Here is a 23902-nt window from a genome sequence, read left to right on the forward strand (position 1 = left end):
CCCTAGAAACGCGCAAGGAAGCGGCGGCGCAGGGCCTCGGCCTTCAGATGCGCGCCGATGACGACCAGCCGCGTCTCGGGGCTGTCATCCGGCCAGTCCGGGGCCTGGACCAGGGGATAGGCGCGGTGGCCCACGGCATGGGCGATCAGCGGCCGGGCGGGGTCCGACCCGTCCCGCAACATGCCCTTGATCCGCAAAAGCCCCGGCTGGCACGCCAGATCCCCGATCAGCGCCTGCCAGGCGGCGCGGTCGCGCGGGGGGCCGCCGGTCAGCACCAGCGCCTCGACCGCGCCATGGCGGTTCAGGGCGGCCAGATCCGGGGCGTGCCGAGGCGTCTCGGCGTGCAGCCACCGGGTCGCGTCCCGGCCCTTGCCCAGGGCCGAATAGCTGCCCGGCGCCAGCAGGAAGGTGGGATCCAGCGTCGCGACATCATGGATGTTCAGGCCCGGATTGATCGCGGCAAGCCGCGCCGGCCAGTCGCCGGGCGGGGCAAGGTCGGTATGGCTAAGCACCAGATGGTCGGCCATGGCGATCTGGCGCAGCGCCTCGGGATGGGCGTCCAGCGCCGCGCCGATCCCCTGCACATCCGCCACCGCGATGACCGAGGACAGCCGGAACGCCCGCGCCACCGCGTGATCGCGCAGCCCCATGGCGGGCAGGCCGCCGGGGATCAGGCTGTTGATGATCGGCGCCGGATCGGCCAGCCCCGTCGTCTCGACGATCACGCGCGAGAATTCAGGCAGGGCGCCGGAAGCCCTGCCATGCAGCAACTCGTTCAGAGAGCCGCGCAGATCGCTGCCGGCACTGCAACAGATGCAGCCGGTGGTGGTCACGACGGGCCGCTCGCGTCCCTGGCGGACCAGGTGGTGATCGACGGGCACCAGGCCGAATTCGTTGATCACCAGCGCCGTGTCGCGCCGCCCGGAGACCAGCCGGTTCAGCAGCGTCGTCTTGCCCGCGCCCAGAAAGCCGGTCAGCAGAAAGACCGGAAGCTGGCTCATGGCAGGGCGATCAGGCGCAGCCCGCCATCCAGCGCCACCAGATCGCGCAGCGCCGTGCCGGGGGCGACGCGCAGGGGGGCCAGGCACATGGCCTGACGCGGCAGGTCGGTCGCCATGGGAATCGCGGCCTCAAGCGGCAGGCCGGTCAGCGCGATCAGCCGCCGCAGCGATTCCAGCATGTCGACATGCGCCCCCGCCAGCGCGCCCTGCGGATTGACCAGCGCGCCGTCCCGCACCTCGATCCGCATGTCGTAAAGCTGGAAATGCGGCGGCCCGCCCACGGTCGGCATCGCGTCCGAGACCAGGAAACAGCGATCCGCCCGCCCCCGCGCCCGCATCGCAAGCCTCAGCATCTGGGCCGAGACATGGATGCCATCCGCGATCATCCCGCACCAGGCATCCGACAGAATAGCCTCGGCCAATATCCCCGGCTCGCGCGAGGTCATCTGGGGCATGGCGTTGAAAAGATGGGTGAACATCGTGACACCCTGGGCCAGCGCCCGCCGCGTCTGCTCGGCGTCGGCCATGCTGTGCCCCGCCGAGATCACCACGCCCAGCCCCGCCGCCTCGCGCAGCAGCGCGGGATCCGTGCGTTCCGGGGCCAGCGTCAGCAGCACCGGCACCCCCGCCGCGCGCAGCCGCGCCAGCACGTCCAGCGTCCGGCGGTCCAGCGGCCGGATAAAGCGCGCCTCATGCGTGCCCCGGCGCTCGGGCGCGATATGCGGGCCTTCCAGATGGATGCCCTCGATCCCCGGCAAGGGGTCCGGGCCAGTCATGGCGGCGATGACGGCATCGGCCGCCGCCTCCATCGCCTCGGGCGCGTCAGTGATCAGCGTGGGCAGGATCCGCGCCGTGCCCAGGCGGTGATGCGCCCTGGCGATCGCCGCAAGCCCCGCGCGGTCCGGCTGGACGTTGAACAGCACCCCGCCGCCGCCATTCACCTGCAAATCCGTGCAGCCCGGCATCAGCAGCGGCACCCGCGCGTCGGGCGTGTCGCCGCCCAGGGGGCGCAGCGCCGTCACCGCCCGGCCGTCGGTCTGGATCGCCAGACCAGCACGCAGGCCGCCGCCGTCCCATAGCCGATCCGCCGCGATCAGCATGTCTCCTCCGGGTAATATGCAATCAGCGTTTCTTCGACATGGGCTTGCAGAATGGCGCGGGCGGGGGGCAGATCCAGGCGGGCGGCACGGGCCAGGGTCTCGGGGGGCAGGTATTGCAGCAGCAGGGGCTGGGGCACGCCGGTCGCGTCCAGGCTGTCGCAAAGCTCTTGCACCTGGGCGCGGGCCTGGGGCCAGTAATAGCGGATGCGGTCGGCATAGCTGAAATGGCGCAGCAGCCGCTGGGTCCGGGCCGGACCATGATAATGGGACTGCCAAAGCTCGGGGCGTTCCAGCATCAGATCTTCCATCCCCTGCGAGATATGCGGGCTGCCGTCCATCCATTCACGGATATGGGACAGCGCGTAAAGCGCCTCGCGCCAGGCGAAGCTAAGCGCCGGGCCGACCTTGAAGATCGCGAAATTGCGCCGCGTCAGGTCGGGATAGACGGGGGCGGGCTGGTAATCCGTGCCATGCGCCTCAAAGCCCAGACGCTCGTTTCCGTCAAGAACAGGGCTCAGCAGGTCGGGCTGGCTCATGTCGAAGCGGTCGATCTGGGTCGCGCCGAAGCCCAGGCCCGGCTGCGCCACAAGCCCCCGCAGCCGCTTCCAGGCGGATGCGGCGCCGGCTTCGGCAAAGGCCGCCTCATGCGCGGCCAGCATCCGCGCGGCCTCGTCGGGCGGCTGGGGCGTGGTTTCCTCGGTCCCGCGCAGCGATGTGCCGATGACATAGCAAAGCGCCTCGGGATCGGGGGCATGGGCTTCGGCGACCCGCACCAGCCGGGCGGCGCGGGCGGCAGCCAGATCGTCGTCCAGGCGCGGCGCCTCGTCCTGGCAGCCGGGGAAGCAATCGAGATGGATCTTGGTGAACCCCGCGCGGACGTAATCGGCGACCATCAGTTCGGCATGGGCCATGGCGGCCTCGGCGGGCATGGCGCGCCAAGCCTGCGGCCCCAGATGACTGCCGCCCAGGATCACGGGCACGTCGCCAAGGTCATGCTCGGCCGCGACATCGCGCAGGAAGGCGGCGAAATCGCCCGGCGTCATGCCGCTATAGCCGCCGAACTGGTTGACCTGGTTCGAGGTCGCCTCGATCAGCGCGGGCATGGCGGCGTGGCGCGCCAGCCGCAGCCCCGCCGCGATCACGTCGGGCTGGGCCGAGCAGACCGCCGGAATCGCCGGGCCCATCTGCTTGCGCACGGCGCGGATGATCGGGGTCAGCAGGTCGCTCATGCCGGCGCTCCCGCCAGGGACAGGCCATCGCGCGCCATCAGCGCCGCGCCCCGCGCGCCCGAGCTGTCGCCATGCATCGCCACCCGGATCGCGGGCAGCCGCGCCTGGCCCAGCCGCAGCCGCGCCAGGCCCGCGCCTAGGGTTTCGGGCAGGTCGGGGATGTTCGAAAGGCCGCCGCCCAGCACGATCACATCGGGATCCAGCATCAGTTGCGCGGCATAAAGCATCTCGGCCGTCAGGTCGGCCCAGATCCGCATGACGGCGGCGGCGGCTGGATCGGCGGCCAGTCGGGACGGATCGGTTTGCGCCAGCCCGGCCCATTCCGCGATCCGCGCCAGGCCGGGAGCGGCGATATAGGTCTCATGGCAGGCCGGGCGCCCGCAGCCGCAGGTCCAGGCCGGCAGGCCGTGGCGGGCCAGGGCACGGGCGGGCATGCCCAGATGGCCGATCTCGACCGCGAGGCCCGCATGGCGCGGCGGCACCCGCCCCGAGACGACCAGCCCCGCCCCGACCCCGGTGCCCAGGATCAGGCCCAGCACCGTCGCCGCGCCATCGGCCGCGCCGCCATGCGCCTCGGAATAGGCGAAAGCCATGCAATCGCTGATCAGCGGCAGGGCGCGGCCCAGGGCACGCGCCAGTTCCGCCCCCAGCCTGCGCCCCGAGACCGGCAGGTTCGCAGCCGTCGCCACGCCGCTTTGCGGGTCGATCAGCCCGGCGATGGCGATCGCCACCGGCAGGGCGGGATCGTCCGCCTGCCCTTCCATCCAGCGGATCTGCGCCACCAGCGCCGCCAGGAAGGCATCGAAACTGTCGCGCGGGGTCGGCACGCGCCGCACCGCCAGCGTGCGCATGGCGCCGTCGAAAAGCCGCGCCTCGATCTTGGTGCCGCCCAGATCTATCGCCCCGCTGGTCACGCCCGCCATGATTCACGCCCCCTTGCCACGCGGGTCAGGTTGCGCCCCGCGCGCCGCGCGTCAACCATCCGTTTGCAGCTTTGCCCCAAGGCGCGGCATAATCGCCGCCGATGCGAAGGACCGGAGGCCCGATGACCCACCTGCTTGAGATCTGCGTCGATGACCCGGCGGGCCTTGCCGCCGCGATCCAGGGCGGCGCGCAGCGGATCGAGCTTTGCGCCGCGCTTTCCGCCGGCGGGCTGACGCCCTCGCCGGGGCTGATCCGCCTGGCCCGGCAGGCCCCGGTGCCGGTGCTGGCGATGATCCGGCCCCGCGCGGGCGGCTTCGTCTATGACGCCGCCGAGATGCGGGCGGCGCTCGACGATATCGCCGCCATCCGCGAGGCCGGGCTTGCAGGGATCGTGACCGGGGCCAGCCATCCCGACGGGCGGCTGGATCTGGAAAACCTGGCGCGCCTGCGCGACGCGGCAACGGGGCTTGAGGTGGTGCTGCATCGCGCCTTCGACATGACGCCCGACCTGGACCAGGCGCTGGATCAGGCCGCGGGCCTGGGCCTGACCCGCATCATGACCGCCGGCGGCAATCTGAGCGCGCCGGCCGATCCCGTCCGCGCCATCGCCCGCCTGGCCCTCCGCGCCGCCGGCCGGATCCAGATCATGGCCGGCGGCCGCAGCGTGACCCCCGAGACCGCAGGGCCGCTTCTGCGCGCGGGCGCGGACGACCTGCACGCCGCCTGCGCCGAGATCCTGCCCGACCAGCCCCGGACCGAGGTGCTGGGCATTCCCGGCCGGCGCCCGCAAACCAGCGCCGCCCAGGTGGCCCGGCTGCGCGCCGCAATGGATGCGGCGATGGGCCGGGATGCGGGCTAACGCCGGGGCGCGCGGCCCAGCCAAGGCTTGCGCGGCAGCCCCGCCGCCGCTAGTTCTGGCCCAACGGCAATAGCGGGGAAGCGGCCATGAAGATCCTGATCGACACCGATCCCGGCATCGACGATGCCATGGCGATCATCTTTGCCGCCCGCCATCCAGAAATCGAAATTCTGGGCCTGACCACGGTATTCGGCAACGTCCCGGTCCAGACCGCGACCCTGAACGCGCTGGCCCTGGTCGAGCATTGCGGCCTCGACATTCCCGTGGCCGAGGGCGCCGCCCGCCCGCTGGAACTGCCGCCGATGGATTTCCCGACCCATATCCATGGCGAGAACGGCTTCGGCCACCTGCCCCCGATGCAGCCCGACCGCCAGGCCGCGCCCGAGAACGCGGCCCAGTTCATGACCCGCCTCGCGCGCGAGATGCCGGGCCAGATCACGCTCTGCCCCGTCGGCCCGATCACCAATGTCGCCGAGGCGCTGAAGCTTGACCCCGAATTCGCGACCAACCTGCGCGGGATCGTGCTGATGGGCGGCGCCCTGGACGCGCCGGGCAACATCTCTCCCTGGGCCGAGGCCAATGCCTGGCACGACCCGCATGCCCTTCAGGTCGTGCTGCGTTCGGGCGCCAAGGTGACGGTGATCGGGCTGGACGTGACCATGCGCACGCAGATGATCGCGCGCGATTTCGCCGAACTGGCCGAGGCCGCGCCCCATGACGGCGGCCTCTTGGACGGAATGTCGGGGCTTTATCTGGATTTCTACGCCTCGGTCGGGCATGAGGGCTGCGCGCTGCACGATCCGATGGCCGTGATCGCCTGCCTGCACCCCGAACTGTTCCGCTTCGAGGAGGCGGCGCTGGAATGCGTGCTCGAAGGCGAGCAGATCGGCCGCACCATCCGCGCGCCCGACCAGCCTCAGGGCCGGGCGCATCATCAGGTGGCGCTGGAATGCGATTCGGCCCGGATCAAGGCACTGTTTCTGGACGTGATCCGCGATGCCGCGCGGGTCCAGGGGCCGGGAAGCGCCACCGCCTGAACGCCACCGCCTGAACGCTGGTGCCTGAACGCTGGTGCCCGATCACACAGCCTGAACCACGGCCCCAGGAAAATCGGCCCCAGGAAACCCGGCCTCAGCCCCCCGCCGTCCACAGCCGGAAGCGTCGCGCGCCGGTGATCTCGCGCACCAGGCCAAGATCGCGCAGGCGGGTCAGCAGCCGCTCGGCGGTGTCGCGGCTGATGCCCGTGACCTGCTCGACCATGGCCGCGCTCATCAGGGGATGGGCGGCCAGGGCCTCGATCACGCGGGCGGGGTTTTCGCCCTTGATCCCGACGGCGGCAAGGCGCGCGCGCGCGGCCCAGTCCCGCACCCGCATCAGTTCGCGCCGGGCCTCCTGCGCGCCCTGATGCACCGCCTCAAGCTGGCGGCGCATCCGGTCCAGCGCCGGGCCACCGTCGATCCAGACCGCGCGGCCATGCCGGCCCAGGGGAACGAATTGCAGCGCCTCGCAGCCCAAGGCCATGTCCCGGCCGGTCCAGCAGGCCGGCTCGACCAGGCATTCGGGGGCCGACAGATCCGCCAGGCGCCAGGCCGCGCGCAGCGCGGGGGCGCGCGCGGCGGGCTCGATGCCCGCAAGCGTGCCGGCTGCGGCAAGAAACTCGCGTGCCCCCGAATCGAACGCATCGCCCACGGGCCGCGCCGCGATCAGCCCACTCAGGGCCGGCGCCTCGGCGCGGTGCAGTCCCAGGAAACCGCGCAGATCGGCCAGCGCGCCCTGCCCCTCCAGCCGGCGCAGGCCCCAGCGTGCCAGCCGCATCGCCTCAAGATCGGTGCCGGCGCGGGCGTCCATCGCCTCGCGGCCGATCTCCTCGCGGCGCAGAGGCGTGCCTTGCGCCCAGAACATCGCCTCAAGCTCGATCAGCGCCAGCCGGCGGATGGCACCCGCCTGGGCCGGCGCGGGCAGCGCCGAAAGCGTCGCGTCCAGCCGCCCGACCGCGCCCGAGGCCCGCGCCAGCAATCCCGACAGCGCCTGCTGCGCAGCCAGCCAGTCCGCGGGCCGCGGCAACAGGGCGGACGGCGGCCCATCCTGATCGGGCAGCGGGGGAATCGACGGGCTCATGCGGCAAGCCTAGCCGATGCCCGCCCCAAGGACATCGCCGAAAGCGCCCCGATCCAGCCGCATGGGGCTTGCCTAGCCGCCCCCGCCCGGCCTAGCAACGGCGGGCCCGCCCCCTCTGCCAGGTGACATGATGCCCGCCTCGATCCTGCCCATCCTGCTTCTGATCCTCTCGAACGTCTTCATGACCTTCGCCTGGTATGGGCATTTGAAATTCGGCAACCAACCGCTCTGGATCGTGGTGCTGGCAAGCTGGGGCATCGCCTTCTTCGAATACTGGCTTGCGGTGCCGGCCAACCGGATCGGCCATCAGGTCTATTCGGCGGCCGAGCTCAAGACCATGCAAGAGGTGATCACCCTGATCGTCTTCGCCATCTTCTCGGTGCTTTACCTGGGCGAAAGGCTGACGATCAACCACGCCATCGGCTTCGGGCTGATCTGCCTCGGCGCCTTCTTCGTCTTCAAGGGACCGATCGGGAACTGACCCCGCCCGGCGGCTCGGACGGCATCCGAGGGCCTGGGCCCTTCCTCCGCCTTCTCGGGCTCCCGGCGCTCATCCTCCATGCCGGGGGGATGGCTCCCGGACGATTCGCGCGGAGCCTCCTGCCGGGGCATGTCGCGGGGGACCAAAGGTCATGGCGCGTCATGGCCTGATCCTCTGGTCCGGCGGAATTGCCCGGGGGAAACCGCCGACCGACAGCCGGGCGCCCCCGCGTGCCCAGACTTCCGTATGCCCAGACTTCCGCCAAATCAGACCTCTGCCAAATCCTTCGACAAGCCCCCGCGCCCTGTCCGGCCCGATACAGCTTATCGTTTGTATCCTCTGCCGGGATGCGCGAGAACGGCCGCAAGCAATGAGGACAACCATGCGCCGCTTCCTGCCCGACGGATTCACGCTTCTATTGATCGCAACGGTGGTCCTGGCCTCGATCCTGCCGGCGCGGGGGCGCTTCGCCGAAGGGTTCGGCATCGCCACGGATCTTGCCATCGCGCTTCTTTTCTTCCTGCACGGCGCCCGGCTGGCGCCTTCGGCGGTGCGGGCGGGGATGTTGAACTGGCGGTTGCAGGGGACGATCCTGGCCGTCACCTTCTGCGTCTTTCCGCTGATCGGGCTGGCGGTGGGGCTTTTGCCGGAAAGCCTGCTGCCGCATCCGCTGTATCTGGGCATCCTCTATCTGTGCCTGCTGCCCTCGACGGTGCAAAGCTCGATCGCCTTCACCTCGATGGCGGGCGGCAATGTGCCGGCCTCGATCTGCGCCGCCTCGGTCTCGAACATCCTGGGCGTGTTCCTGACGCCCCTGATGGTCGGGCTGATGCTGTCGGCCGGCTCGTCCTCGGGGGTTTCGCTGGATGCGGTCCAGAAGATCATGCTGCAACTGCTGCTGCCCTTCCTGCTGGGCCAGGCACTGCAACGCTGGATCGGAGACTGGGTCCGCGCCCGCAAGAAGCTGCTGATGCCGGTGGATCGCGGCTCGATCCTGATGGTGGTCTATCTGGCCTTCAGCCATGCGGTGGCCGAGGGAATCTGGCACCAGTTCTCATGGCGCGACCTGGCCGTGGTCGCGGTGCTGGACGTGCTGATCCTGGTGCTGGTGCTGGCGCTGACGACCTATGGCGCGCGCTTCCTGGGCTTTCCCCGCGAGGATGAGATCAGCATCGTCTTCTGCGGTTCCAAGAAAAGCCTCGCCAGCGGCGTGCCGATGGCCAATGCGATCTTTCCCGCCGCTGGCGTGGGCGCCATCGTGCTGCCCGTGATGCTGTTCCATCAGATCCAGCTCATGGCCTGCGCGGTGATCGCCCAACGCTATGCCCGGCGCCCCTCGCCAGTTCCCTCCTAGAAGGGCAGGCGGAAGAAGCCGCCCGACCCGGCCCTGCGACCCGGCTGGGGCGGCACGGGCTGCGTCACCAGTTCGGGGCGGCGCTTTTCGTAAAAGGCGTTCCCGCCCGCGACCAGGACGTAATGCATGTTGTCATAGCCGAAGCGGCGATTCGCGGCGTGAAAGAACATGGCATTGCCGATCTGGGGATGACGCTCGCCGCGCATGACGGCGCGGGCCGCCTCGCGCACCAGAGGAACCGAGCGGTCGCTCATCGGCTTGGTCAGGACGCCCGGCGCGAACTGGTTCTTCTGGCCGACCACGCCGCAGACGCTGCGGGGATACTGGCCGGAATTGACCCGGTTCATCACCACGCTGCCGACCGCGATCATGCCTTCGCGGCTGGAGCGGACGGATTCGAAATACATGGCCCGCTGCATGCATTCCATCTCGGACAGGCGAGAGCCGCCGCCGCCGCAACCGGACAGCAGGGCAGAGAGGCCCCCCGCCAGGGCCAGCAGGATTTTCTTGCGCGACATTTTCATCTTCTTTTCTTGACTGCTCGTTCTTTTCTTGACTGCCGGGGGCGCGTCCTGCGCCTCCGGCAGGCTAAGCGAAGCGAGCCGCGCGCACAAATTCTATTGCGCGCGCGATCAGTGGTCGTGACCTTCGGCACCGTGATCCTGGCCCCGCGCATCGGGCATGCCCCCATCGCGCGGGCCGACCGGCAGGGACAGGACCACGCGGCCCGCCCGCTGAAAGTCCAGCACCAAAGGCACGCTTTCGCCTTCGACCAGAGGCCGCTTCAGGTCCATGAACATCAGATGCGTGCCACCGGGCCGCAGCAGCACGCGACCTCCCGCCGGGATCGGCAGGCCCTGGGGCAAAGGACGCATGCGCATGACATCGCCCTGCATGGTCATCTCGTGGATCTCGACCCGGCCCGCCACCTCAGACGAGGCCGCAAGCAGCCGGTCATCGGCGGCGCCCGCATTGGCGATGGCCAGAAAGCCCCCGGCAAGCCGCGCGCCGGGCGGCGTCGCCCGGACAAGACCCTGGCCGAGCGCAAGATCGCCCTGCGTCACCTGGGCCGGACCCGCCTGGTGCGGCGCGGCGGCGGCGGTCACGGTGACGAAGGGCGCGGGATGGGCCGCATCCGGGCCGCCGCTGGTATCAGTCCACTCGGCGCGGCCCTGGGCGCATTCCTGCACCACCCGGAAGAACAGCCGGCTGCCCGGCGCAACTTCGGGACCAATGCGGCCGCGAATGGTGAATTCGTCGAACCAGTCATCCTCAAGCGCGCCGCCCGACCAGGTGATCTCGCGCGCGCCTTGGGTCCTGAGGGTGCCGTGATCGTCGAAGGGCTTGGCATAGGGGCCAAGCCCGATGTGCAGCGACCAGCCGGGCTTGGGCATGGGCTTGGCGTCATAAAAGCCGTCCGGCAAAAGCACGCGCAGGCTTTGGGTGGCCTGGCCGTCGCAGCCATGACCGATGCCGATCACGGCGCGATAGGTCTTGCCGGCGGGCGCCTCGGCCGGTTGCAGACTGGCATGGGCCATCGCCGGCACCGGCGAAAGGGCGCCGAGGGCGGCGCAGATCAGCGCGGCCCGAAGGGTTTCAGGGGTCATGATGTCTCTCATTGGCAGGAAGGGGGCCGCGACCGGGGCCGGGCCGGATCAGGGCCGGATCAGGGCATGTGCTATCCCGCCGGCGGCGGCCCCCGTGCCATGGGTCGCGGCGCCAGCGCCAGGCGCGGCGCGGCGGCGGGCGCGGCCCCGGTCTGCATGGGGCGCGGCGGCGGGACGATGACCGCGGCCTGGGCCGCGCCCCGCGCCAGAAACAGCGGCTGGCCATGCGCCGCCGCCCAGGCGCAGGGCAAGCCGGACCGCGCGCCGGACGCGTCCTTTTCCCGCGCCGGAAGCTCATCCAGCGGCACGACATTGCCCTGCGCGTCCAGCACCATCCGCACCGGCGCATGTCCCGCGCAAAGGACGATCAGAAAACTCTGGCCCGCCGGGTCCGGCACCGGCATCGTGCCCGGCGCCATCAGCGAAAGCAGCATGAAGGGAAGCGCCATGAGCCACGCCCCGAGGCGGCGCGGATATGCCCGTCCCTGCCCTGTCATCCCCCGCGCGCGCCTTTCCCTTTCCGGCCTTTTTCCCACTTTAGCACGACCCCGGCCGCCGTGGCCATGGCGGCACGCGACATCCCTGGCGGGCCGGAAAAGTCATGGAGGCCAAGCGGTGGCCGGACCGCTCCTTCGCGCAGGCCGCAGCCCTGACAAATCATGAAGATCGGCGGTTGATTCTATCTTGAGTTGTATACAAGCTATGCCCATCCCTTGTGGTGGGGGATAGCTGTCTCTTGTGGTGGAGGGACATGGGGGCGGTCCCGGCGGCCGCCCCTGCCCCTTAAACGGCCTGGCGCGGCTGGCGATGCCGGATCAGCAGCCCCGTGCCGATCAGCAGCACCGTCGCCACCGCGACCACGCCCAGAAACGCCTGCTCGAAGGCCGCCCGCGCGATGCGGGCCAGTTCCTCGGCCCGCTGCGGGTCCAGCCGCGCGGCCTGGATCAGCGCCTCGTCCAGGCTGTCTCCTGCCTGCGGGGCGATGCCGGGCGGCAAAGCCATTGCGCGGGTGTAAAGCGCCGACATCAGGCTGCCCAGCACCGCGATGCCAAGCGCCCCGCCAAGCTCATAGGAGACCTCCTCGACCGAGGCCGCCATGCCCGCCCGATCCTCGGGCGCCGACAACATGATCGCGCCCGAGGCCGCCGTCATCGCCGCCCCCGCGCCAAAGCCCAGGACCGCCAGCATCGCCAGCCACAACCCTGCCGGCCCCGAGAGCGTGGCCAGATAGCCCGCCAGCCCCAGCCCGCTCAGCAAAAGCGCAGACCACAGCACCCGAACCGCGCCCAGGCGCGGCAGCATGATCCCCGTCAGCGGCCCGGCCAGGAAGGCGGCCAGCGGGATGGGCAGGATCAGCAGCCCGGCCTCAAGCGGAGAGTGACCCAGCACCAGTTGCAGCCGCTGGCTGAAGACCAGTTCGACCCCGATCAGCGCCGACGAGGCGACCAGCGCCGTCGCCACCCCGGCGCTGAAGCGGGGATTGCGGAACAGGCGAAAGTCGATCAGCGGATGCGCGCTGGCCCTTTGGCGCCGCACGAACAGCGTCAGCGCCGCGATCCCCAGCACCGAAGCCAGCACCGCGTGATCCCATTCCGGCCTGGCCTTGGCGGTTTCCTTGATCGCATAGATCAGGCCCACCAGCCCGACCAGCACCTGAACCGAACCGGCGAAATCCCAGGGCCGGCTGCGGTCTCCGGGCCGGTTGACCAGCAGGACCGACCCCAGCGCCAGGGCCAGACCCACCACGGGAAGGTTGATCAGAAAGACCGAGCCCCACCAGAACCGCTCAAGCAGCACCCCACCCAGCACCGGCCCCAGCGCCGCCCCGCCCGAGGCGACGGCGGCCCAGACGCCGATGGCGAAGGCGCGCTCTTTCTCGTCCAGGAAGGTCAGCCGGATCAGCGACAGCGTGGCGGGCATCATCATCGCCGCCCCCGCCGCCAGAAGCACGCGAGCGGCGATCAGCACTCCGGGCGCGGGCGCGAAGGCCGCCACCGCCGAAGCCGCGCCAAAGACCGCAAGCCCGGCCAGGAACATGCGCTTGTGCCCATGCCGGTCGCCCAGCGTGCCGAAACCCGGCAGCAGGCCCGCCACCACCAGCGGATAGGCATTGACGATCCAAAGCTTCTGCGTCGCCGTCGCCGCCAGGTCATGGGTCAGGCGGGGCAACGCGGTGTAAAGCACCGTCATGTCGATCACGATCAGGAACAGCGCGCTGGACACGGTGAAAAGGACAAGCCAACGGTTACGGGGCGACATGACTGTGCTACCTCGGGGTCAGGGGGTGGGCGATTTCACCCCCCATATAAATACATCCGTATTGAAATGAAAGAGGGCCGATGGCCGGAAGACCGCGCAGCATCGATCGCGACAAGGTTCTGGACGCCGCCGAGGCGCTGGTGGTGCAGACCGGCGCCGCCGGGCTGACCTTCGACGCCGTGGCCAAGGCCGCCGGCATCACCAAAAGCGGCGTGCAATATTGCTTCGGCACCAAGGAAAAGCTGATCCGGGCCATGATCCTGCGCTGGGGCGAAAGCTTCGATGCCCAGGTCGCCGCCCATACCGGCCCCGATCCTTCGCCGCGCCAGGTGATCCGGGGCCATCTGGCCGTGACGCGCGACCATGACGAGACCGAGCATTCGCGCTCGGCGGTGATGATGACGGCGCTGCTGGAACATCCCGACGAGGTAACGCAAAGCCGCGACTGGTATAACGCGCGGCTGGCCGGGCTGGACCTGGACGACCCGCAGGATCGCCGCGTCGCCCTGGCCTTCCTGGCCGGAGAGGGGGCGTTCCTGCTGAAGGCTTTCGGCCTGGTCGAGCTGGACGCGCGGCAATGGCGGCTGCTTTTCGCCGATATGCTGGCTTTGGCGCAAGAGCCGGCCCGCGAGGGCGGCTGAACCGTCAGCGCAGGCCGCCGATGGCGCGGTCCAGATGGGTATAGCCGCCATCCGCGAACAGCCATTGCCCCGTGGTATGGCTGGCACGGTCCGAAAGCAGGAAGGCGCAGCTATCGGCGATCTCGCGCGCGGTGGTCATGCGCGCCTCAAGCGGGATGCGGCGGGCGATGGCCGCAAGCGCCGCCTCGGGATCGGGCAGCGTGTCCAGCCAGCGGCGATACAGCGGCGTCATCACCTCGGCCACGACGATGGCGTTGACACGCACGCCATAGGGCAGGAACTCGACCGCCCATTCCCGCGTCAGGCCCAGTTGCGCCGCCTTGGCCGCGACATAGGCCGAGGTGCCCCCCTGCCCGGTCAGCGCCGTCTTCGAGGTGATGTTGACCACCGCGCCCCGGCTGGATTTCAGATCCTCGGCCAGAAGCTCGACCATGGTGAAGTAATGGACCAGATTCTGGTCCAGGCTCGCGCGAAAGGCCGCCGGCCCCTTGCCCAGCCCCACGCCGTCATTGGCGCCCGCGTTGTTGACCAGCCCATGCACCGCGCCGTGCCGGGCGCGGATCCGGGCCACGGCCGCCTTGCACTGGCCCTCGTCCGAGAGTTCCGCCTGGACGAAATCCGCGCCCACCCGGCCCAGCCAGCCGGGATCCGGCGCATGGCGGGCAAGGATGACGGGGCGCGCACCCTCTTCGGCCAGGACATCGACGATCCCCGCCCCGATGCCCGAGCCGCCGCCCGTCACCACCACCACCCGGCCTTGCAGATGCAGGTCCATCACGCGCCCCGGAAGCGATAGGTTTCCAGGCTTTCGGGCCGCATCTCGATGGAAAAGCCCGGCATGGACGGCGGCATATAGGCCGCGTCGATGATGGTGCAGGGGTCCAGGAAATGCTCGTGCAGGTGATCGACATATTCGATCACGCGGCCCTCGCGCGTGCCGGCGATGCACAGATAGTCGATCATCGACATGTGCTGGACATATTCGCACAGGCCCACGCCCCCGGCATGGGGGCAGACCTTCAGCCCGTGCTTCGCGGCCATCAGCATCACGGCCAGCACCTCGTTCAGCCCGCCCATGCGGCAACTGTCGATCTGCACCACGTCGATCGCGCCCTCCATGATGAACTGCTTGAACATGATGCGGTTCTGGCACATCTCGCCGGTCGCGACCTGGACCGGGGCCACGCCCTCGCGGATCCTGCGATGGCCGGCGATGTCGTCGGGGCTGGTCGGCTCTTCGATGAACCAGGGGTTCACGAAGGCCAGCCGCCTGACCCAGTCGATGGCCTGATCGACCTCCCAGACCTGGTTCGCGTCGATCATCAGCGCGACATCGGGGCCGACCGTTTCGCGCGCGATGGTCAGGCGGCGGATGTCGTCCTCAAGGTCGCGGCCGACCTTCATCTTGACGTGGCGGAAACCGGCATCGACCGCCTCGCGGCACAGGCGGCGCAGCTTGTCGTCGCCATAGCCGAGCCAGCCCGCGCTGGTCGTGTAGCAGGGATAGCCCTCGGCCTTCAGCGTCTCGATGCGCGCGGCCTTGTCCCCGGCCTGTTCGGTCAGGAAATCCAGCGCCCACTCGGGGGTGATGCAGTCGGTCAGATAGCGAAAGTCGATGCAGCGCACCAGTTCGGCGGGCGACATCTCGGCCACCAGTTGCCAGACCGGCTTGCCCTGGGACTTGGCCCAAAGATCCCAGACCGCGTTCACCACCGCGCCCGTCGCCAGATGGATCGCGCCCTTGTCCGGGCCGATCCAGCGCAACTGGCTGTCGGCGGTGATGTGGCGCCAGAACCGGCCCATGTCCTCGGCGATCCAGCCAAGGTCCAGCCCCACGACCAGAGGCCGCAGCGCCTCGATGGCCGCGACGCAGATCTCGTTGCCGCGCCCGATGGTGAAGGTCAGCCCGTGGCCCCGGTGCGGCCCGTCCGTCTCCAGGATGACATAAGCGGCGGAATAATCCGGGTCGGGGTTCATCGCGTCCGAGCCATCCAGTTGCGCGCTGGTCGGAAAGCGCACATCCACCGTGCGCAGATCGGTGATCTTGGTCATTGCCTCGCCTTGCCAATCGGTTGCGCCCGCCCCGGCGCCATGACCGGGGCGGGCAGGTCATCAGTCGTAAAGCACGGCGGCGATCTTCGGATCGTCGATGTTGCTTTTGTCATACCAGTAAAAGCCGGTATCGATCCGCTTCGGCACGGCCTCGCCCCTGGCGGCGGCGACGGCGGCCTTGACCGTCTCATAGCCGATGCCCACCGGGTTCTGGGTGATCGCGCCCGCCATCACGCCATCGCGGATCGCGTCCTTCTGCGCCTTGCCGGAATCGAAGCCGATCACCACGATCTTCGCGCCCATCTCGCGCACGCCGTTCAGCACGCCGATGGCCGAGCCTTCATTGGTGCCGAAAATCCCCTTGATGTCGGGATTGGCGGCCAGGATGGCCTTGGTGATCTCGGTCGATTTCAACTGGTCGCCATCGCCGTATTCGGTCGCGACCACCTCGATCTGGGGATATTTCTCATTGATCCGGTTCAGGAAGCCGTCGCGGCGGTCGATGCCGGTGGTCGAGGTCTGGCTGTGGCCGATGACGGCGATCCGGCCCTCGCCGCCCAGCAGTTCGGCCATCCTGTCCGCCGCCAGCGCCGAGGCCGCCAGATTGTCGGTCGAGGCGGTGGCCACGGGAATATCGCCCTCGACGCCCGAGTCGAAGGCGATGACGGGGATCTTGGCGGCCTGGGCCTGTTTCAGTTGCGGGATCAGCGCCTGGCTGTCCAGCGCGGCCAGGCCGATGGCGGCGGGCTTCTTGGCCAGCGCGGCGGCCAGCATGTCCATCTGCTTGTCCACCTGGGTTTCGTTGTCGGGGCCGTCGAAGCTGACCTCGACGCCCAGATCCGTGCCGGCCCTGTCGGCGCCCTGCTTGACCGCCTGCCAGAACTGATGCTGGAATCCCTTGGAGATCAGCGCCACATACATCCTGTCCTGGGCGAAAGCCGACTGCCCCCCGCCCAGCAGGGAAAGGGCCGCGACCGCCCCCATCAACGCGCGTCTTGTGAACATGTGTTCCTCCCTGATGTTCACGGTGGTCATTGCGCGCCGCGGCGCCGAAGCTGGTCGGCATAGACCGCGACGATGATGATGAAGCCGGTAACGACCGTCTGCCATTCCGGCGCGACCGACATGACGCGCAGCCCGTTGGTCAGGACCGACATGATCAGCGCGCCGATCAGCGTGCCGAGGATGGTGCCGCGCCCGCCGGAAAGCGAGGTGCCGCCGATCACCACCGCCGCGATCGCCTCAAGCTCATAGCCCAGCCCCAGCGCCGGCTGCGCCGAGTTGAGCCGGCTGCTGATCAGCAGGCCCGCGATGCCGCAGATGCCGCCCGCCAGCGCATAGATCGCCATCTTCCAGCGGTCGGTGTCGACGCCGGACAGGCGCACGGCCTCTTCGTTCGATCCCAGCGCGAAGGTATAGTGGCCCAGCACCGTGCGGCCCAGCACCCAGGCCACCAGCCCCGCCACCGCGAACAGGATCAGCACCCCGTTCGGGATCGCGAAGCCCGGCAGCACCAATCCGACAAGCGAGCCCTGCGAGATCTGGGTATATCCCTCGGTCGCATTGAAATAGATCGGCTTGGTGCCGGTCACGATCAGCGACAGGCCCTTCAGCACCAGCATCATGCCCAGCGTGGCGATAAAGGGCGGGATCTTCGCCTTGGCGACCAGCACCCCCGAGATCAGCCCGCAAAGCGCCCCGGTGCCGATGGCCGCCAGGATGCCGAAGGGCAGCGGCATTCCCGCCCAGGTCAGCACCACCCCGGCCGTGACGGCGGTGAAGGTCATCATCGTGCCGATGGACAGGTCGATCCCCCCGGTGATGATGATCATCGTCACCCCCACCGCCAGCACGCCGTTGACCGAGGTAGCCTGAAGGATCGACAGGATGTTGTCGACCTGGAAGAAGCGCGGGCTGGCCAGCGAAAAGCCGGCCATCAGCACGATCAGGCTGGCGAAGGCCAGCAGCTTCTGCCGCGCGCCGCCCGAGCGGCGCGGCTGGTTGCGTTCGGGGATCGCGATGTCGGTCATGCCGCGCTTTCCTTGCCATTGTCGCCCGCCGCCGGCATGCCCGGCCTGCGCGTCGCCAGTTCCATGATCGCCTCCTGCGGGGCACCGCCGGGCAGAAGGCCGGTCAACCGCCCCTCGCACATGACCGCGATGCGGTGGGACAGGCGCAGCACCTCGGGCATTTCGCTGGAGATGACGATGATCGCCTTGCCCGCCGCCGCCAGCTCGTTCAGCAGGCGATGGATTTCCGCCTTGGCGCCCACGTCGATGCCGCGCGTCGGCTCGTCGAAGATCAGGATGTCGCAATCGCGAAGAAGCCATTTCGCGATCACCACCTTCTGCTGGTTCCCGCCCGAGAGCAGCCGCACCTCCTGCCGGTCGCCCGGCGTGCGGATGCGCAGCTTCGCGATATAGTCGCGGGCGATGTCGCGCAGGCGCGGCTCGTCGATGCGCCCCAGCCGGTCGGCATGGCGCGGCAGGCTGGCCATGGCGATATTGGCGCGCACGTCCAAGCCAAGCGCCAGGCCGAAATGCTTGCGGTCCTCGGACAGATAGCCGATGCCGGCGCGGGCCGCGTCGGCGGGGCTGCGGATGGCGACGGGGCGGCCATGGACGCGGATCCTGCCCCGGTCCATCGGCTCGGCGCCGAAGATCGCGCGGGCCAGTTCCGTGCGCCCCGCGCCCATCAGCCCGGCAAAACCCAGAATTTCGCCCTTCTTCAGCGAAAAGCTGATCTCTTTCAGCTCGCTGCCGCGCGAAAGCCCCTCGACCTCAAGCGCCAGGGGGGCGGCGGACAGGTCGGGGATCGCCGCATGCTCTTCGGCCAGTTCGCGCCCCACCATCATCGAGATGATGGCCGAGATGGGCGTCGCCGCCGCCTCGACCGTGGCGACATGGGCGCCGTCGCGCATGACGGTGATACGGTCCGAGATGCGCATGATCTCATCCATCTTGTGGCTGATATAGACGATCCCCACGCCTTCGGCCCGCAACTGGCGGATGATGGCGAAAAGCTCGGCGATCTCGGCATCGTTCAGCGCCGCCGTCGGCTCGTCCATGATCAGCACGCGCGAGCGGTGGCTGAGCGCCTTGGCGATCTCGACCATCTGCTGGCGCGCGATCGAAAGGCTGCCCACGGGCGCGCGGGGGTCGATCCTTAGATGCATCCGGGCAAAGATCGCGGCGGTATCCGCGTTCAGCCGCGCCTCGTCCAGGCGGCCAAAGGAAAGACGCGGCTCACGTCCGATCCAGATATTCTGCGCCGCCGTCAGGTCGCGCATCAGCGCAAGCTCTTGGTGGATGATGCCGATACCAAGATCCCGCGCGGCGCGGGGACCGTGCAGCGCGACCTCGGCGCCATCGACCAGGATGCGGCCGCCATCTGGCCGATAGACGCCGGACAGGATCTTCATCAGCGTGGACTTGCCCGCGCCGTTCTCGCCCATCAGGGCGTGGACCTCGCCGGGGCGCAGGTCGAAATCGACCGATTTCAGCGCATGGACACCGGGAAAACACTTCTCGATCCGCTCCATGCGGATGATGGCCTGGGTCATGGCGCCACCCCGTAGAAACGCGCGGCATTGCCGCCCATGATCGCCGCCCGCTCATCCGGGGACAGCCCGTCGAGCAGGCTGTCGGTCAGGTCCAGCCAGTCGCCGAAGCCCGCGGCCAGCGTCAGCACCGGCCAGTCGCTGCCCCAGATCAGCCGTTCGGGGCCGAACCAGTCCAGCAGCCGCAGGGTAATCCGGCGCAGTTCGGGCAGCGGATCCCGCGACGCCTGCGGGGCCAGTTCGGTCAGCAGGCCCGACAGCTTGCAATGCACCCCCGGCAAGGCCGCCAGACGCGGCATCTGTTCGTGCCAACCCGCGCGGGTGCCGGGCTGGGGCTTGGCGGCATGGTCGATCACCACCGGCAGGCCGGGACGGGCCTGGATGAAGCGATGCAGATGCGGCAGGTGGCGCTGGGTCACAAGCGCATCGAACCGCAGGCCAAGTGCCTGGACCGCATCCAGCACGGCGGGATCGGGCGCGGTCACGATCCAGTCGTCGGCGGCGATGTCCTGAAGCATGGGGCGGATGCCGCGAAGAACGCCGCCGGCCCGCGCCCGCAGTTCCGGGACCGAGGCCGGGTCCACCAGATCCACCCAGCCGACCACGCCCCGGATGCGGGGATCGCGCCGCGCCAGACCGATCAGGAAATCGGTCTCGGCCAGGCTGGGGGCGGCCTGGACCGCGATCACCGCGCCCGAGCCCGAGCCGGAACCCGAGCCCGAGCCGGAGCCAAGGCCGGGATAGTCGCCGGGACCGAAGTCGCGCCGGATCGGGTCCAGCGGCCCGCCGGTGCCCGCAAGCCAGCCGTAATCCCCCCGGTCCAGCCGCCAGAAATGGCAATGCGCGTCCAGAATTGCCATCGCCGCCCCTCCCCTGGCCGCGAAGCTTGGATCAGATCGTCACGCCTCCATCGACCAGCAGCGCCTGGCCGGTGACGAAGCGGCTTTCATCCGACAGCAGATAGACCACCATGGGCGCCATGTCGTCCACGGTCGCAAGCCGGCCCATGGGCTGGCGGGCGATGAAATCCTTTTCCGCCTGCACCGGATCGGCCGAGGCCGCGATCCGCCCGCGCAGGCTGGGCGTGTCCACCGTGCCGGGGCAAAGCGCGTTGCAGCGCAGCCCCTGCTTGACGTAATCGGCGGCGATCGCCTTGGTCAGCCCGATCACGGCGGCCTTGGTCGCGCCATAGGCACAGCGGTTCGCAAAGCCCTTCACCGACGAGGCCATCGAAGCCATGTTCAGGATCGAGGCGCTTCCCGTCCGCGCCGCGCGCTCCAGCATGCCGGGCAGGCAGGCCCGCGCCAGCCGCATCATCGCGGTGACGTTCAGCGCCAGGGCGAAATCCCAATCCTCGTCGGTCAGGTCCAGAAGCGCGCCGTTATGGACCACGCCCGCGCAGTTGAAAAGCCCGTCAAGCGGCCCGACCTGCGCCGCGATCCGCTTGACGGCGGCCGCGTCGGTCACGTCCAGGACCTGGGTGCGGATGCCGTCCAGCCCTGCCAGCAGATCGCCGTTCAGATCCGTCGCGATCACCTGCGCGCCCGCCTCGGCCAGGGCCAGCGCACTTGCGCGCCCGATCCCCTGACCCGCCGCCGTCACCAGAACCGTCTTGCCGGAAAGCCGCATCAGACCCCTCCCAAAGCCATCCGCATTTCTTATATGAACCATCAGTCCACATATGAACCGTTGACGCAAGCCTTTTCATGCGCCGACTTGATCCCTGGGAGGCCAGCCATGGAACATGATTCCGACCCCGCCGCACCGGACCGCTACCGCGCGCCCGCGCTGGACAAGGGGCTGGACATCCTTGAGGTGCTTTCCGATCAGCCGGGCGGCCTGACGCGCAGCGAGATCGTCAAGGCACTGGGGCTGAGCCCCTCGCAGATCTATCGCATGCTGGAACGGCTGGTGGCGCGGGGCTATGTCGCCCGGCTGGACGGCGGCGACCGCTATGCGCTGAGCATGCGAATGTTCCTGGTGGCGACGCGGCACCCGCCGCTGCGGCGGCTGGTGGCCCAGGCCCAGCCCGGCATGGACGATTTCGCCCGCGCCATGCGCCAGTCCTGCCACCTGATCGTCCCCGAACAGGGCGTGGGCATCGTCGTGGCCCAGGCCAGCCCCACCGGGCATTGGGAGTTCCGCGCCCGGCTGGGCGGCCAGATCGACCTTTTCGCGACCGGATCGGGCCAGACCCTGCTGGCCTTCCAGCCGCCCGAGCGGCTGGTCGAGACGCTGGGCGTCTGGGGCGTCGCCCCCGGCCCGGCCCAGGCCCGGCTGACCGCCCTGCGCCCGCATCTGGCCCGGATCCGCGACCAGCGGGCGCGGATCGGGCCGTCGCCGCAGCTTGTCGGCGTGACCGATATCAGCATTCCCGTCCCTGGCCCGGACGGCAGCGCGATAGCCGCGCTGACCTGCGCCTATATCGCCCATCCCGACGCGACCGATGGCGAAAGCCCCCAGGCCGCGCTGGAGGGGCTGCGCGCCATCGCCCTGGGCCTGGCCGGACCGGGCCGGGGCTAAGCCGCCCCCAGGCCGCCAGAACGTCCCCATCCGGTCGGCAGGATCCTGCGCCCGCGTCGGATTTCCGCCACCCCGCCGCAATTCCCTTGCGTCATTCCCCCGCTTCGCCATAGCGATAGGGCGAGAGCCGGCGCCAGCCCCGCGCCGCCCGCAGCCGATCGAACGGAGTTCCGAATTGCGCCTTCGCAAAACCGCAGCCCTGACCGCAGCCGCACTTGCCCTGACGCTGGGCCAGCCCCTGGTCCTGTCGCCGGCCCAGGCGCAAGAGACCAGGCTTGCCGCGCCCGACCTGGGCCAGTCGCAAGCCTTCAGCTTCGACACGCTAAGCCAGAAGGCCCGCGACCTGGCCGCCCAGCCCTATCGCGCGCCGGTGGTCGAACAGCCGGACGTGCTGGAAAAAATCGACTATGACGCGCATTGGAAAATCCGCTTCCGCCCCGAGAAGACCGTCAAGATCGGCGACGTGCCCGTGCAGTTCTTTCACCTGGGCACCTATTTCCGCAATCCGGTCAAGATCAGCATGGTCGAGAACGGCAAGGCCCGCGAAGTCGAATATCACGAGAATTTCTTCGACATGCCCGCCGACAGCCCGGCGCATCTGCTGACCAGGGGCCAGGGCTTCGCGGGCTTCCGGCTGATGGACCCGGACCTCAAGACCGACTGGATCAGCTTCCTGGGCGCCAGCTATTTCCGCACCTCGGGGCCGTTCGGGCAATATGGCATGTCGGCGCGGGGCCTGGCGCTGAATTCCGGCATGTCCACGCCCGAGGAATTCCCGCTTTTCACTGAATTCTACATCGAGAAGCCCAAGGACGGCGCGGCGGATATGACGATTTATGCGCTGATGGACAGCCCCTCGGTCTCGGGCGCCTATCGCATGGACATCTCGAAGGGAAAGCCGGGCCAGGGCCAGGCCATGAAGATCTCGTCCCGGCTGTTCTTCCGCGATACGGTCGAGCGGCTGGGGATCGCGCCCCTGACCTCGATGTATTGGTATTCCGAGACGAACCGCGTGCTGGGCTTCGACTGGCGCCCCGAGGTGCATGACGCCGACGGGCTGATGATGGTCATGGGCAATGGCGAACAGATCTGGCGCCCGCTGATGAACCCGCCGCGCGTCGTCACCTCCAGCTTCTCGACCGAGAACCCGCAGGGCTTCGGCCTGATCCAGCGCGACCGCAGCTTTCAGAATTACGAGGATGACGGGGTTTTTTACGACAAGCGCGCCTCGGTCTGGATCAAGCCCGAGGGCGATTGGGGCCAGGGCCAGGTCCAGTTGATCGAGATCCCGACCGATGACGAGGTATATGACAATATCGTCGCCTTCTGGAACCCGGCCCAGCCGCCCCAGCCCGGAGAAGAGCGCGATTTCAGCTATTCGCTTTTCTGGGCCGATCAGCCGCCGGTGCCGCAGCCCCTGGCGCAGACGGTCGCGACCCGGATCGGCGCGGGCGGCGTGCCCGGCCTGCCGCGCCCGGCGAATGAGCTGAAGATCGCCGTCGATTTCGACGGCGGCGCGCTTGGCACGCTGGGCCAGCAGGACGGCGTGACCCCGGTGGTCAGCGTTCCCGATGGGGTGAAGATCGTGCAAAGCTATGCCCTGCCGGTCGTGGGCACCTCGCGCTGGCGGCTGATCTTCGACATCGACGCGCCGGGGATCGAGACGGCGGACATCCGCGCCTATCTGGAAAAGGACGGCGCGCCGCTGACCGAGACCTGGCTGGGCCAGGTCCATCCCGCGCAGTTCGACCGCGCCCGTCCGGGCTACAACCCGCCCGACCCGGTTCCCGCGCCGGCGGCGGTCAAGCCATAGGCGGAAAGACGTATCGGCCGGGGCCGCGCGGCCCCGCCCAGCAATCCCGCGCTGACGCCTGTTCGGGCTTTCAGTCGCGGATGCGTCCAGATGGGGCCGCCATCCGAAAGACCGGCAAGCTTTTCCTGCCCGCCCTCTTCCCGCCGCCTTTGCGCGGCATGCGCGGCAAATGCAACGCGGACCGCGCCTGTCTTCGAAAGCATGGCTTGATCGGATCGTCGCGGGGTTCGCATGCCTGGGAAGGACAGGCGGCGGGCGGCTCCGTGCCGGCACGATCAAGGATCAGCGGGACAGGCCGACGCTCCGGGTTTTCAGCCTCTTGTTCCTGATGCCGGCCCTTGGGGCGGCCCTGCCCCAAGGGAAGACCACAAGCCGAAATGCG

The 23902-nt window shown here is 69.3% G+C and carries 23 protein-coding genes; 7 read left to right on the plus strand and 16 right to left on the minus strand.

Features of this window, described 5'->3' with window-relative positions:
* Positions 1 to 2 precede the first annotated feature (2 nt).
* The 4 genes from QM682_RS03870 to QM682_RS03885 are packed head-to-tail and all read right to left on the minus strand — an operon-like array spanning position 3 to position 4253.
* The gene (locus QM682_RS03870; protein ID WP_415127287.1) at positions 3 to 1001 is read right to left on the minus strand and encodes a CobW family GTP-binding protein; all 999 of its coding nucleotides are present in this window, start codon (positions 999 to 1001) and stop codon (positions 3 to 5) included.
* Positions 998 to 2101, minus strand: a complete 1104-nt coding sequence (locus QM682_RS03875; RefSeq protein ID WP_415127289.1) for an N-acetylglucosamine-6-phosphate deacetylase — start codon at positions 2099 to 2101, stop codon at positions 998 to 1000. Before QM682_RS03875 ends, QM682_RS03870 begins: the two co-directional genes overlap by 4 nt.
* The gene (locus tag QM682_RS03880; protein WP_415127291.1) at positions 2095 to 3330 is read right to left on the minus strand and encodes a class II D-tagatose-bisphosphate aldolase non-catalytic subunit; all 1236 of its coding nucleotides are present in this window, start codon (positions 3328 to 3330) and stop codon (positions 2095 to 2097) included. The genes QM682_RS03875 and QM682_RS03880 overlap by 7 nt, the downstream gene beginning before the upstream one ends.
* Positions 3327 to 4253, minus strand: coding sequence for an ROK family protein (locus QM682_RS03885; protein ID WP_415127293.1), 927 nt, complete (start codon positions 4251 to 4253; stop codon positions 3327 to 3329). Before QM682_RS03885 ends, QM682_RS03880 begins: the two co-directional genes overlap by 4 nt.
* Positions 4254 to 4375: 122 nt before the next feature.
* Between QM682_RS03885 and QM682_RS03890 the strand changes: the two genes are divergently transcribed.
* Together QM682_RS03890 and QM682_RS03895 are read left to right on the plus strand one after the other, a co-directional pair.
* Positions 4376 to 5113 (plus strand): copper homeostasis protein CutC, encoded by a 738-nt coding sequence (locus QM682_RS03890; RefSeq protein ID WP_415127295.1) that lies wholly within the window; start codon positions 4376 to 4378, stop codon positions 5111 to 5113.
* Between the two features lie 86 nt (positions 5114 to 5199).
* The gene (locus QM682_RS03895) at positions 5200 to 6150 is read left to right on the plus strand and encodes a nucleoside hydrolase (RefSeq protein WP_415127297.1); all 951 of its coding nucleotides are present in this window, start codon (positions 5200 to 5202) and stop codon (positions 6148 to 6150) included.
* 94 nt (positions 6151 to 6244) lie between these two features.
* Here the strand turns inward: QM682_RS03895 and QM682_RS03900 are convergent, their stop codons facing one another.
* Positions 6245 to 7231, minus strand: a complete 987-nt coding sequence (locus QM682_RS03900) for a helix-turn-helix domain-containing protein (RefSeq protein ID WP_415127299.1) — start codon at positions 7229 to 7231, stop codon at positions 6245 to 6247.
* Between the two features lie 130 nt (positions 7232 to 7361).
* Here QM682_RS03900 and QM682_RS03905 point away from each other — a divergent pair, with 130 nt between their 5' ends.
* Together QM682_RS03905 and QM682_RS03910 are read left to right on the plus strand one after the other, a co-directional pair.
* Positions 7362 to 7712, plus strand: a complete 351-nt coding sequence (locus QM682_RS03905) for a DMT family protein (protein WP_415127301.1) — start codon at positions 7362 to 7364, stop codon at positions 7710 to 7712.
* Between the two features lie 382 nt (positions 7713 to 8094).
* Positions 8095 to 9066 (plus strand): bile acid:sodium symporter family protein, encoded by a 972-nt coding sequence (locus QM682_RS03910; RefSeq protein WP_415127303.1) that lies wholly within the window; start codon positions 8095 to 8097, stop codon positions 9064 to 9066.
* On the opposite strand, the gene QM682_RS03915 is transcribed toward QM682_RS03910, so the two are convergent.
* From QM682_RS03915 to QM682_RS03930, 4 genes are all read right to left on the minus strand, one after another.
* On the minus strand, positions 9063 to 9590 hold the full coding sequence (locus QM682_RS03915; protein WP_415127305.1) for a cell wall hydrolase: 528 nt from the start codon (positions 9588 to 9590) through the stop codon (positions 9063 to 9065). The genes QM682_RS03910 and QM682_RS03915 overlap by 4 nt on opposite strands.
* Before the next feature lie 108 nt (positions 9591 to 9698).
* A complete protein-coding gene (locus tag QM682_RS03920; protein WP_415127307.1) occupies positions 9699 to 10673 on the minus strand; it encodes a copper chaperone PCu(A)C in 975 nt (324 codons plus the stop codon).
* A gap of 71 nt (positions 10674 to 10744) precedes the next feature.
* Entirely contained in the window at positions 10745 to 11122 is a 378-nt protein-coding gene (locus QM682_RS03925) for a hypothetical protein (RefSeq protein ID WP_415127309.1), read from the minus strand.
* 334 nt (positions 11123 to 11456) lie between these two features.
* Positions 11457 to 12932, minus strand: coding sequence for an MFS transporter (locus QM682_RS03930; RefSeq protein ID WP_415127311.1), 1476 nt, complete (start codon positions 12930 to 12932; stop codon positions 11457 to 11459).
* A gap of 80 nt (positions 12933 to 13012) precedes the next feature.
* On the opposite strand from QM682_RS03930, the gene QM682_RS03935 reads away from it, so the two are divergent.
* Complete coding sequence (locus QM682_RS03935; protein ID WP_415127313.1) at positions 13013 to 13573, plus strand: TetR/AcrR family transcriptional regulator; 561 nt, start codon at positions 13013 to 13015, stop codon at positions 13571 to 13573.
* A 4-nt stretch (positions 13574 to 13577) separates the two neighbouring features.
* Here the strand turns inward: QM682_RS03935 and QM682_RS03940 are convergent, their stop codons facing one another.
* From QM682_RS03940 to QM682_RS03970, 7 genes are read right to left on the minus strand one after another with little or no spacing between them, the layout of a single operon-like run.
* Positions 13578 to 14348 (minus strand): SDR family oxidoreductase, encoded by a 771-nt coding sequence (locus tag QM682_RS03940; RefSeq protein ID WP_415127315.1) that lies wholly within the window; start codon positions 14346 to 14348, stop codon positions 13578 to 13580.
* A complete protein-coding gene (locus tag QM682_RS03945) occupies positions 14348 to 15625 on the minus strand; it encodes an L-fuconate dehydratase (protein ID WP_415127317.1) in 1278 nt (425 codons plus the stop codon). The genes QM682_RS03940 and QM682_RS03945 overlap by 1 nt, the downstream gene beginning before the upstream one ends.
* Before the next feature lie 60 nt (positions 15626 to 15685).
* Complete coding sequence (locus tag QM682_RS03950) at positions 15686 to 16630, minus strand: ABC transporter substrate-binding protein (RefSeq protein ID WP_415127319.1); 945 nt, start codon at positions 16628 to 16630, stop codon at positions 15686 to 15688.
* A 26-nt stretch (positions 16631 to 16656) separates the two neighbouring features.
* Complete coding sequence (locus QM682_RS03955; RefSeq protein ID WP_415127321.1) at positions 16657 to 17655, minus strand: ABC transporter permease; 999 nt, start codon at positions 17653 to 17655, stop codon at positions 16657 to 16659.
* Complete coding sequence (locus QM682_RS03960) at positions 17652 to 19187, minus strand: sugar ABC transporter ATP-binding protein (RefSeq protein WP_415127323.1); 1536 nt, start codon at positions 19185 to 19187, stop codon at positions 17652 to 17654. Before QM682_RS03960 ends, QM682_RS03955 begins: the two co-directional genes overlap by 4 nt.
* Complete coding sequence (locus QM682_RS03965) at positions 19184 to 20044, minus strand: amidohydrolase family protein (protein WP_415127325.1); 861 nt, start codon at positions 20042 to 20044, stop codon at positions 19184 to 19186. The genes QM682_RS03960 and QM682_RS03965 overlap by 4 nt, the downstream gene beginning before the upstream one ends.
* Before the next feature lie 31 nt (positions 20045 to 20075).
* Positions 20076 to 20813, minus strand: a complete 738-nt coding sequence (locus QM682_RS03970; RefSeq protein ID WP_415127327.1) for an SDR family oxidoreductase — start codon at positions 20811 to 20813, stop codon at positions 20076 to 20078.
* Between the two features lie 108 nt (positions 20814 to 20921).
* Between QM682_RS03970 and QM682_RS03975 the strand changes: the two genes are divergently transcribed.
* Both QM682_RS03975 and QM682_RS03980 read left to right on the plus strand, forming a co-directional pair.
* Positions 20922 to 21707 carry an IclR family transcriptional regulator gene (locus QM682_RS03975; RefSeq protein ID WP_415127329.1) on the plus strand — a complete coding sequence of 262 codons (786 nt, stop codon included), beginning with the start codon at positions 20922 to 20924 and terminating at the stop codon, positions 21705 to 21707.
* A gap of 175 nt (positions 21708 to 21882) precedes the next feature.
* Positions 21883 to 23520, plus strand: a complete 1638-nt coding sequence (locus tag QM682_RS03980) for a glucan biosynthesis protein (RefSeq protein ID WP_415127331.1) — start codon at positions 21883 to 21885, stop codon at positions 23518 to 23520.
* The last annotated feature ends 382 nt before the right edge of the window (positions 23521 to 23902 follow it).

It is taken from the genome of Paracoccus sp. (in: a-proteobacteria) (assembly GCF_047605025.1).
Classification (GTDB): Bacteria; Pseudomonadota; Alphaproteobacteria; order Rhodobacterales; family Rhodobacteraceae; genus Paracoccus.

Coding starts and splice junctions, on each gene's coding strand:
- QM682_RS03945 (WP_415127317.1), bottom strand. CDS start 15,625: ATGACCAAGATCACCGATCTGCGCACGGTGGATGTGCGCTTTCCGACC.
- QM682_RS03880 (WP_415127291.1), bottom strand. CDS start 3,330: ATGAGCGACCTGCTGACCCCGATCATCCGCGCCGTGCGCAAGCAGATG.
- QM682_RS03940 (WP_415127315.1), bottom strand. CDS start 14,348: ATGGACCTGCATCTGCAAGGCCGGGTGGTGGTGGTGACGGGCGGCGGC.
- QM682_RS03875 (WP_415127289.1), bottom strand. CDS start 2,101: ATGCTGATCGCGGCGGATCGGCTATGGGACGGCGGCGGCCTGCGTGCT.
- QM682_RS03950 (WP_415127319.1), bottom strand. CDS start 16,630: ATGTTCACAAGACGCGCGTTGATGGGGGCGGTCGCGGCCCTTTCCCTG.
- QM682_RS03895 (WP_415127297.1), top strand. CDS start 5,200: ATGAAGATCCTGATCGACACCGATCCCGGCATCGACGATGCCATGGCG.
- QM682_RS03955 (WP_415127321.1), bottom strand. CDS start 17,655: ATGACCGACATCGCGATCCCCGAACGCAACCAGCCGCGCCGCTCGGGC.
- QM682_RS03930 (WP_415127311.1), bottom strand. CDS start 12,932: ATGTCGCCCCGTAACCGTTGGCTTGTCCTTTTCACCGTGTCCAGCGCG.
- QM682_RS03885 (WP_415127293.1), bottom strand. CDS start 4,253: ATGGCGGGCGTGACCAGCGGGGCGATAGATCTGGGCGGCACCAAGATC.
- QM682_RS03920 (WP_415127307.1), bottom strand. CDS start 10,673: ATGACCCCTGAAACCCTTCGGGCCGCGCTGATCTGCGCCGCCCTCGGC.
- QM682_RS03925 (WP_415127309.1), bottom strand. CDS start 11,122: ATGGCGCTTCCCTTCATGCTGCTTTCGCTGATGGCGCCGGGCACGATG.
- QM682_RS03935 (WP_415127313.1), top strand. CDS start 13,013: ATGGCCGGAAGACCGCGCAGCATCGATCGCGACAAGGTTCTGGACGCC.
- QM682_RS03905 (WP_415127301.1), top strand. CDS start 7,362: ATGCCCGCCTCGATCCTGCCCATCCTGCTTCTGATCCTCTCGAACGTC.
- QM682_RS03965 (WP_415127325.1), bottom strand. CDS start 20,044: ATGGCAATTCTGGACGCGCATTGCCATTTCTGGCGGCTGGACCGGGGG.
- QM682_RS03910 (WP_415127303.1), top strand. CDS start 8,095: ATGCGCCGCTTCCTGCCCGACGGATTCACGCTTCTATTGATCGCAACG.
- QM682_RS03890 (WP_415127295.1), top strand. CDS start 4,376: ATGACCCACCTGCTTGAGATCTGCGTCGATGACCCGGCGGGCCTTGCC.
- QM682_RS03915 (WP_415127305.1), bottom strand. CDS start 9,590: ATGAAAATGTCGCGCAAGAAAATCCTGCTGGCCCTGGCGGGGGGCCTC.
- QM682_RS03970 (WP_415127327.1), bottom strand. CDS start 20,813: ATGCGGCTTTCCGGCAAGACGGTTCTGGTGACGGCGGCGGGTCAGGGG.
- QM682_RS03960 (WP_415127323.1), bottom strand. CDS start 19,187: ATGACCCAGGCCATCATCCGCATGGAGCGGATCGAGAAGTGTTTTCCC.
- QM682_RS03900 (WP_415127299.1), bottom strand. CDS start 7,231: ATGAGCCCGTCGATTCCCCCGCTGCCCGATCAGGATGGGCCGCCGTCC.
- QM682_RS03975 (WP_415127329.1), top strand. CDS start 20,922: ATGGAACATGATTCCGACCCCGCCGCACCGGACCGCTACCGCGCGCCC.
- QM682_RS03870 (WP_415127287.1), bottom strand. CDS start 1,001: ATGAGCCAGCTTCCGGTCTTTCTGCTGACCGGCTTTCTGGGCGCGGGC.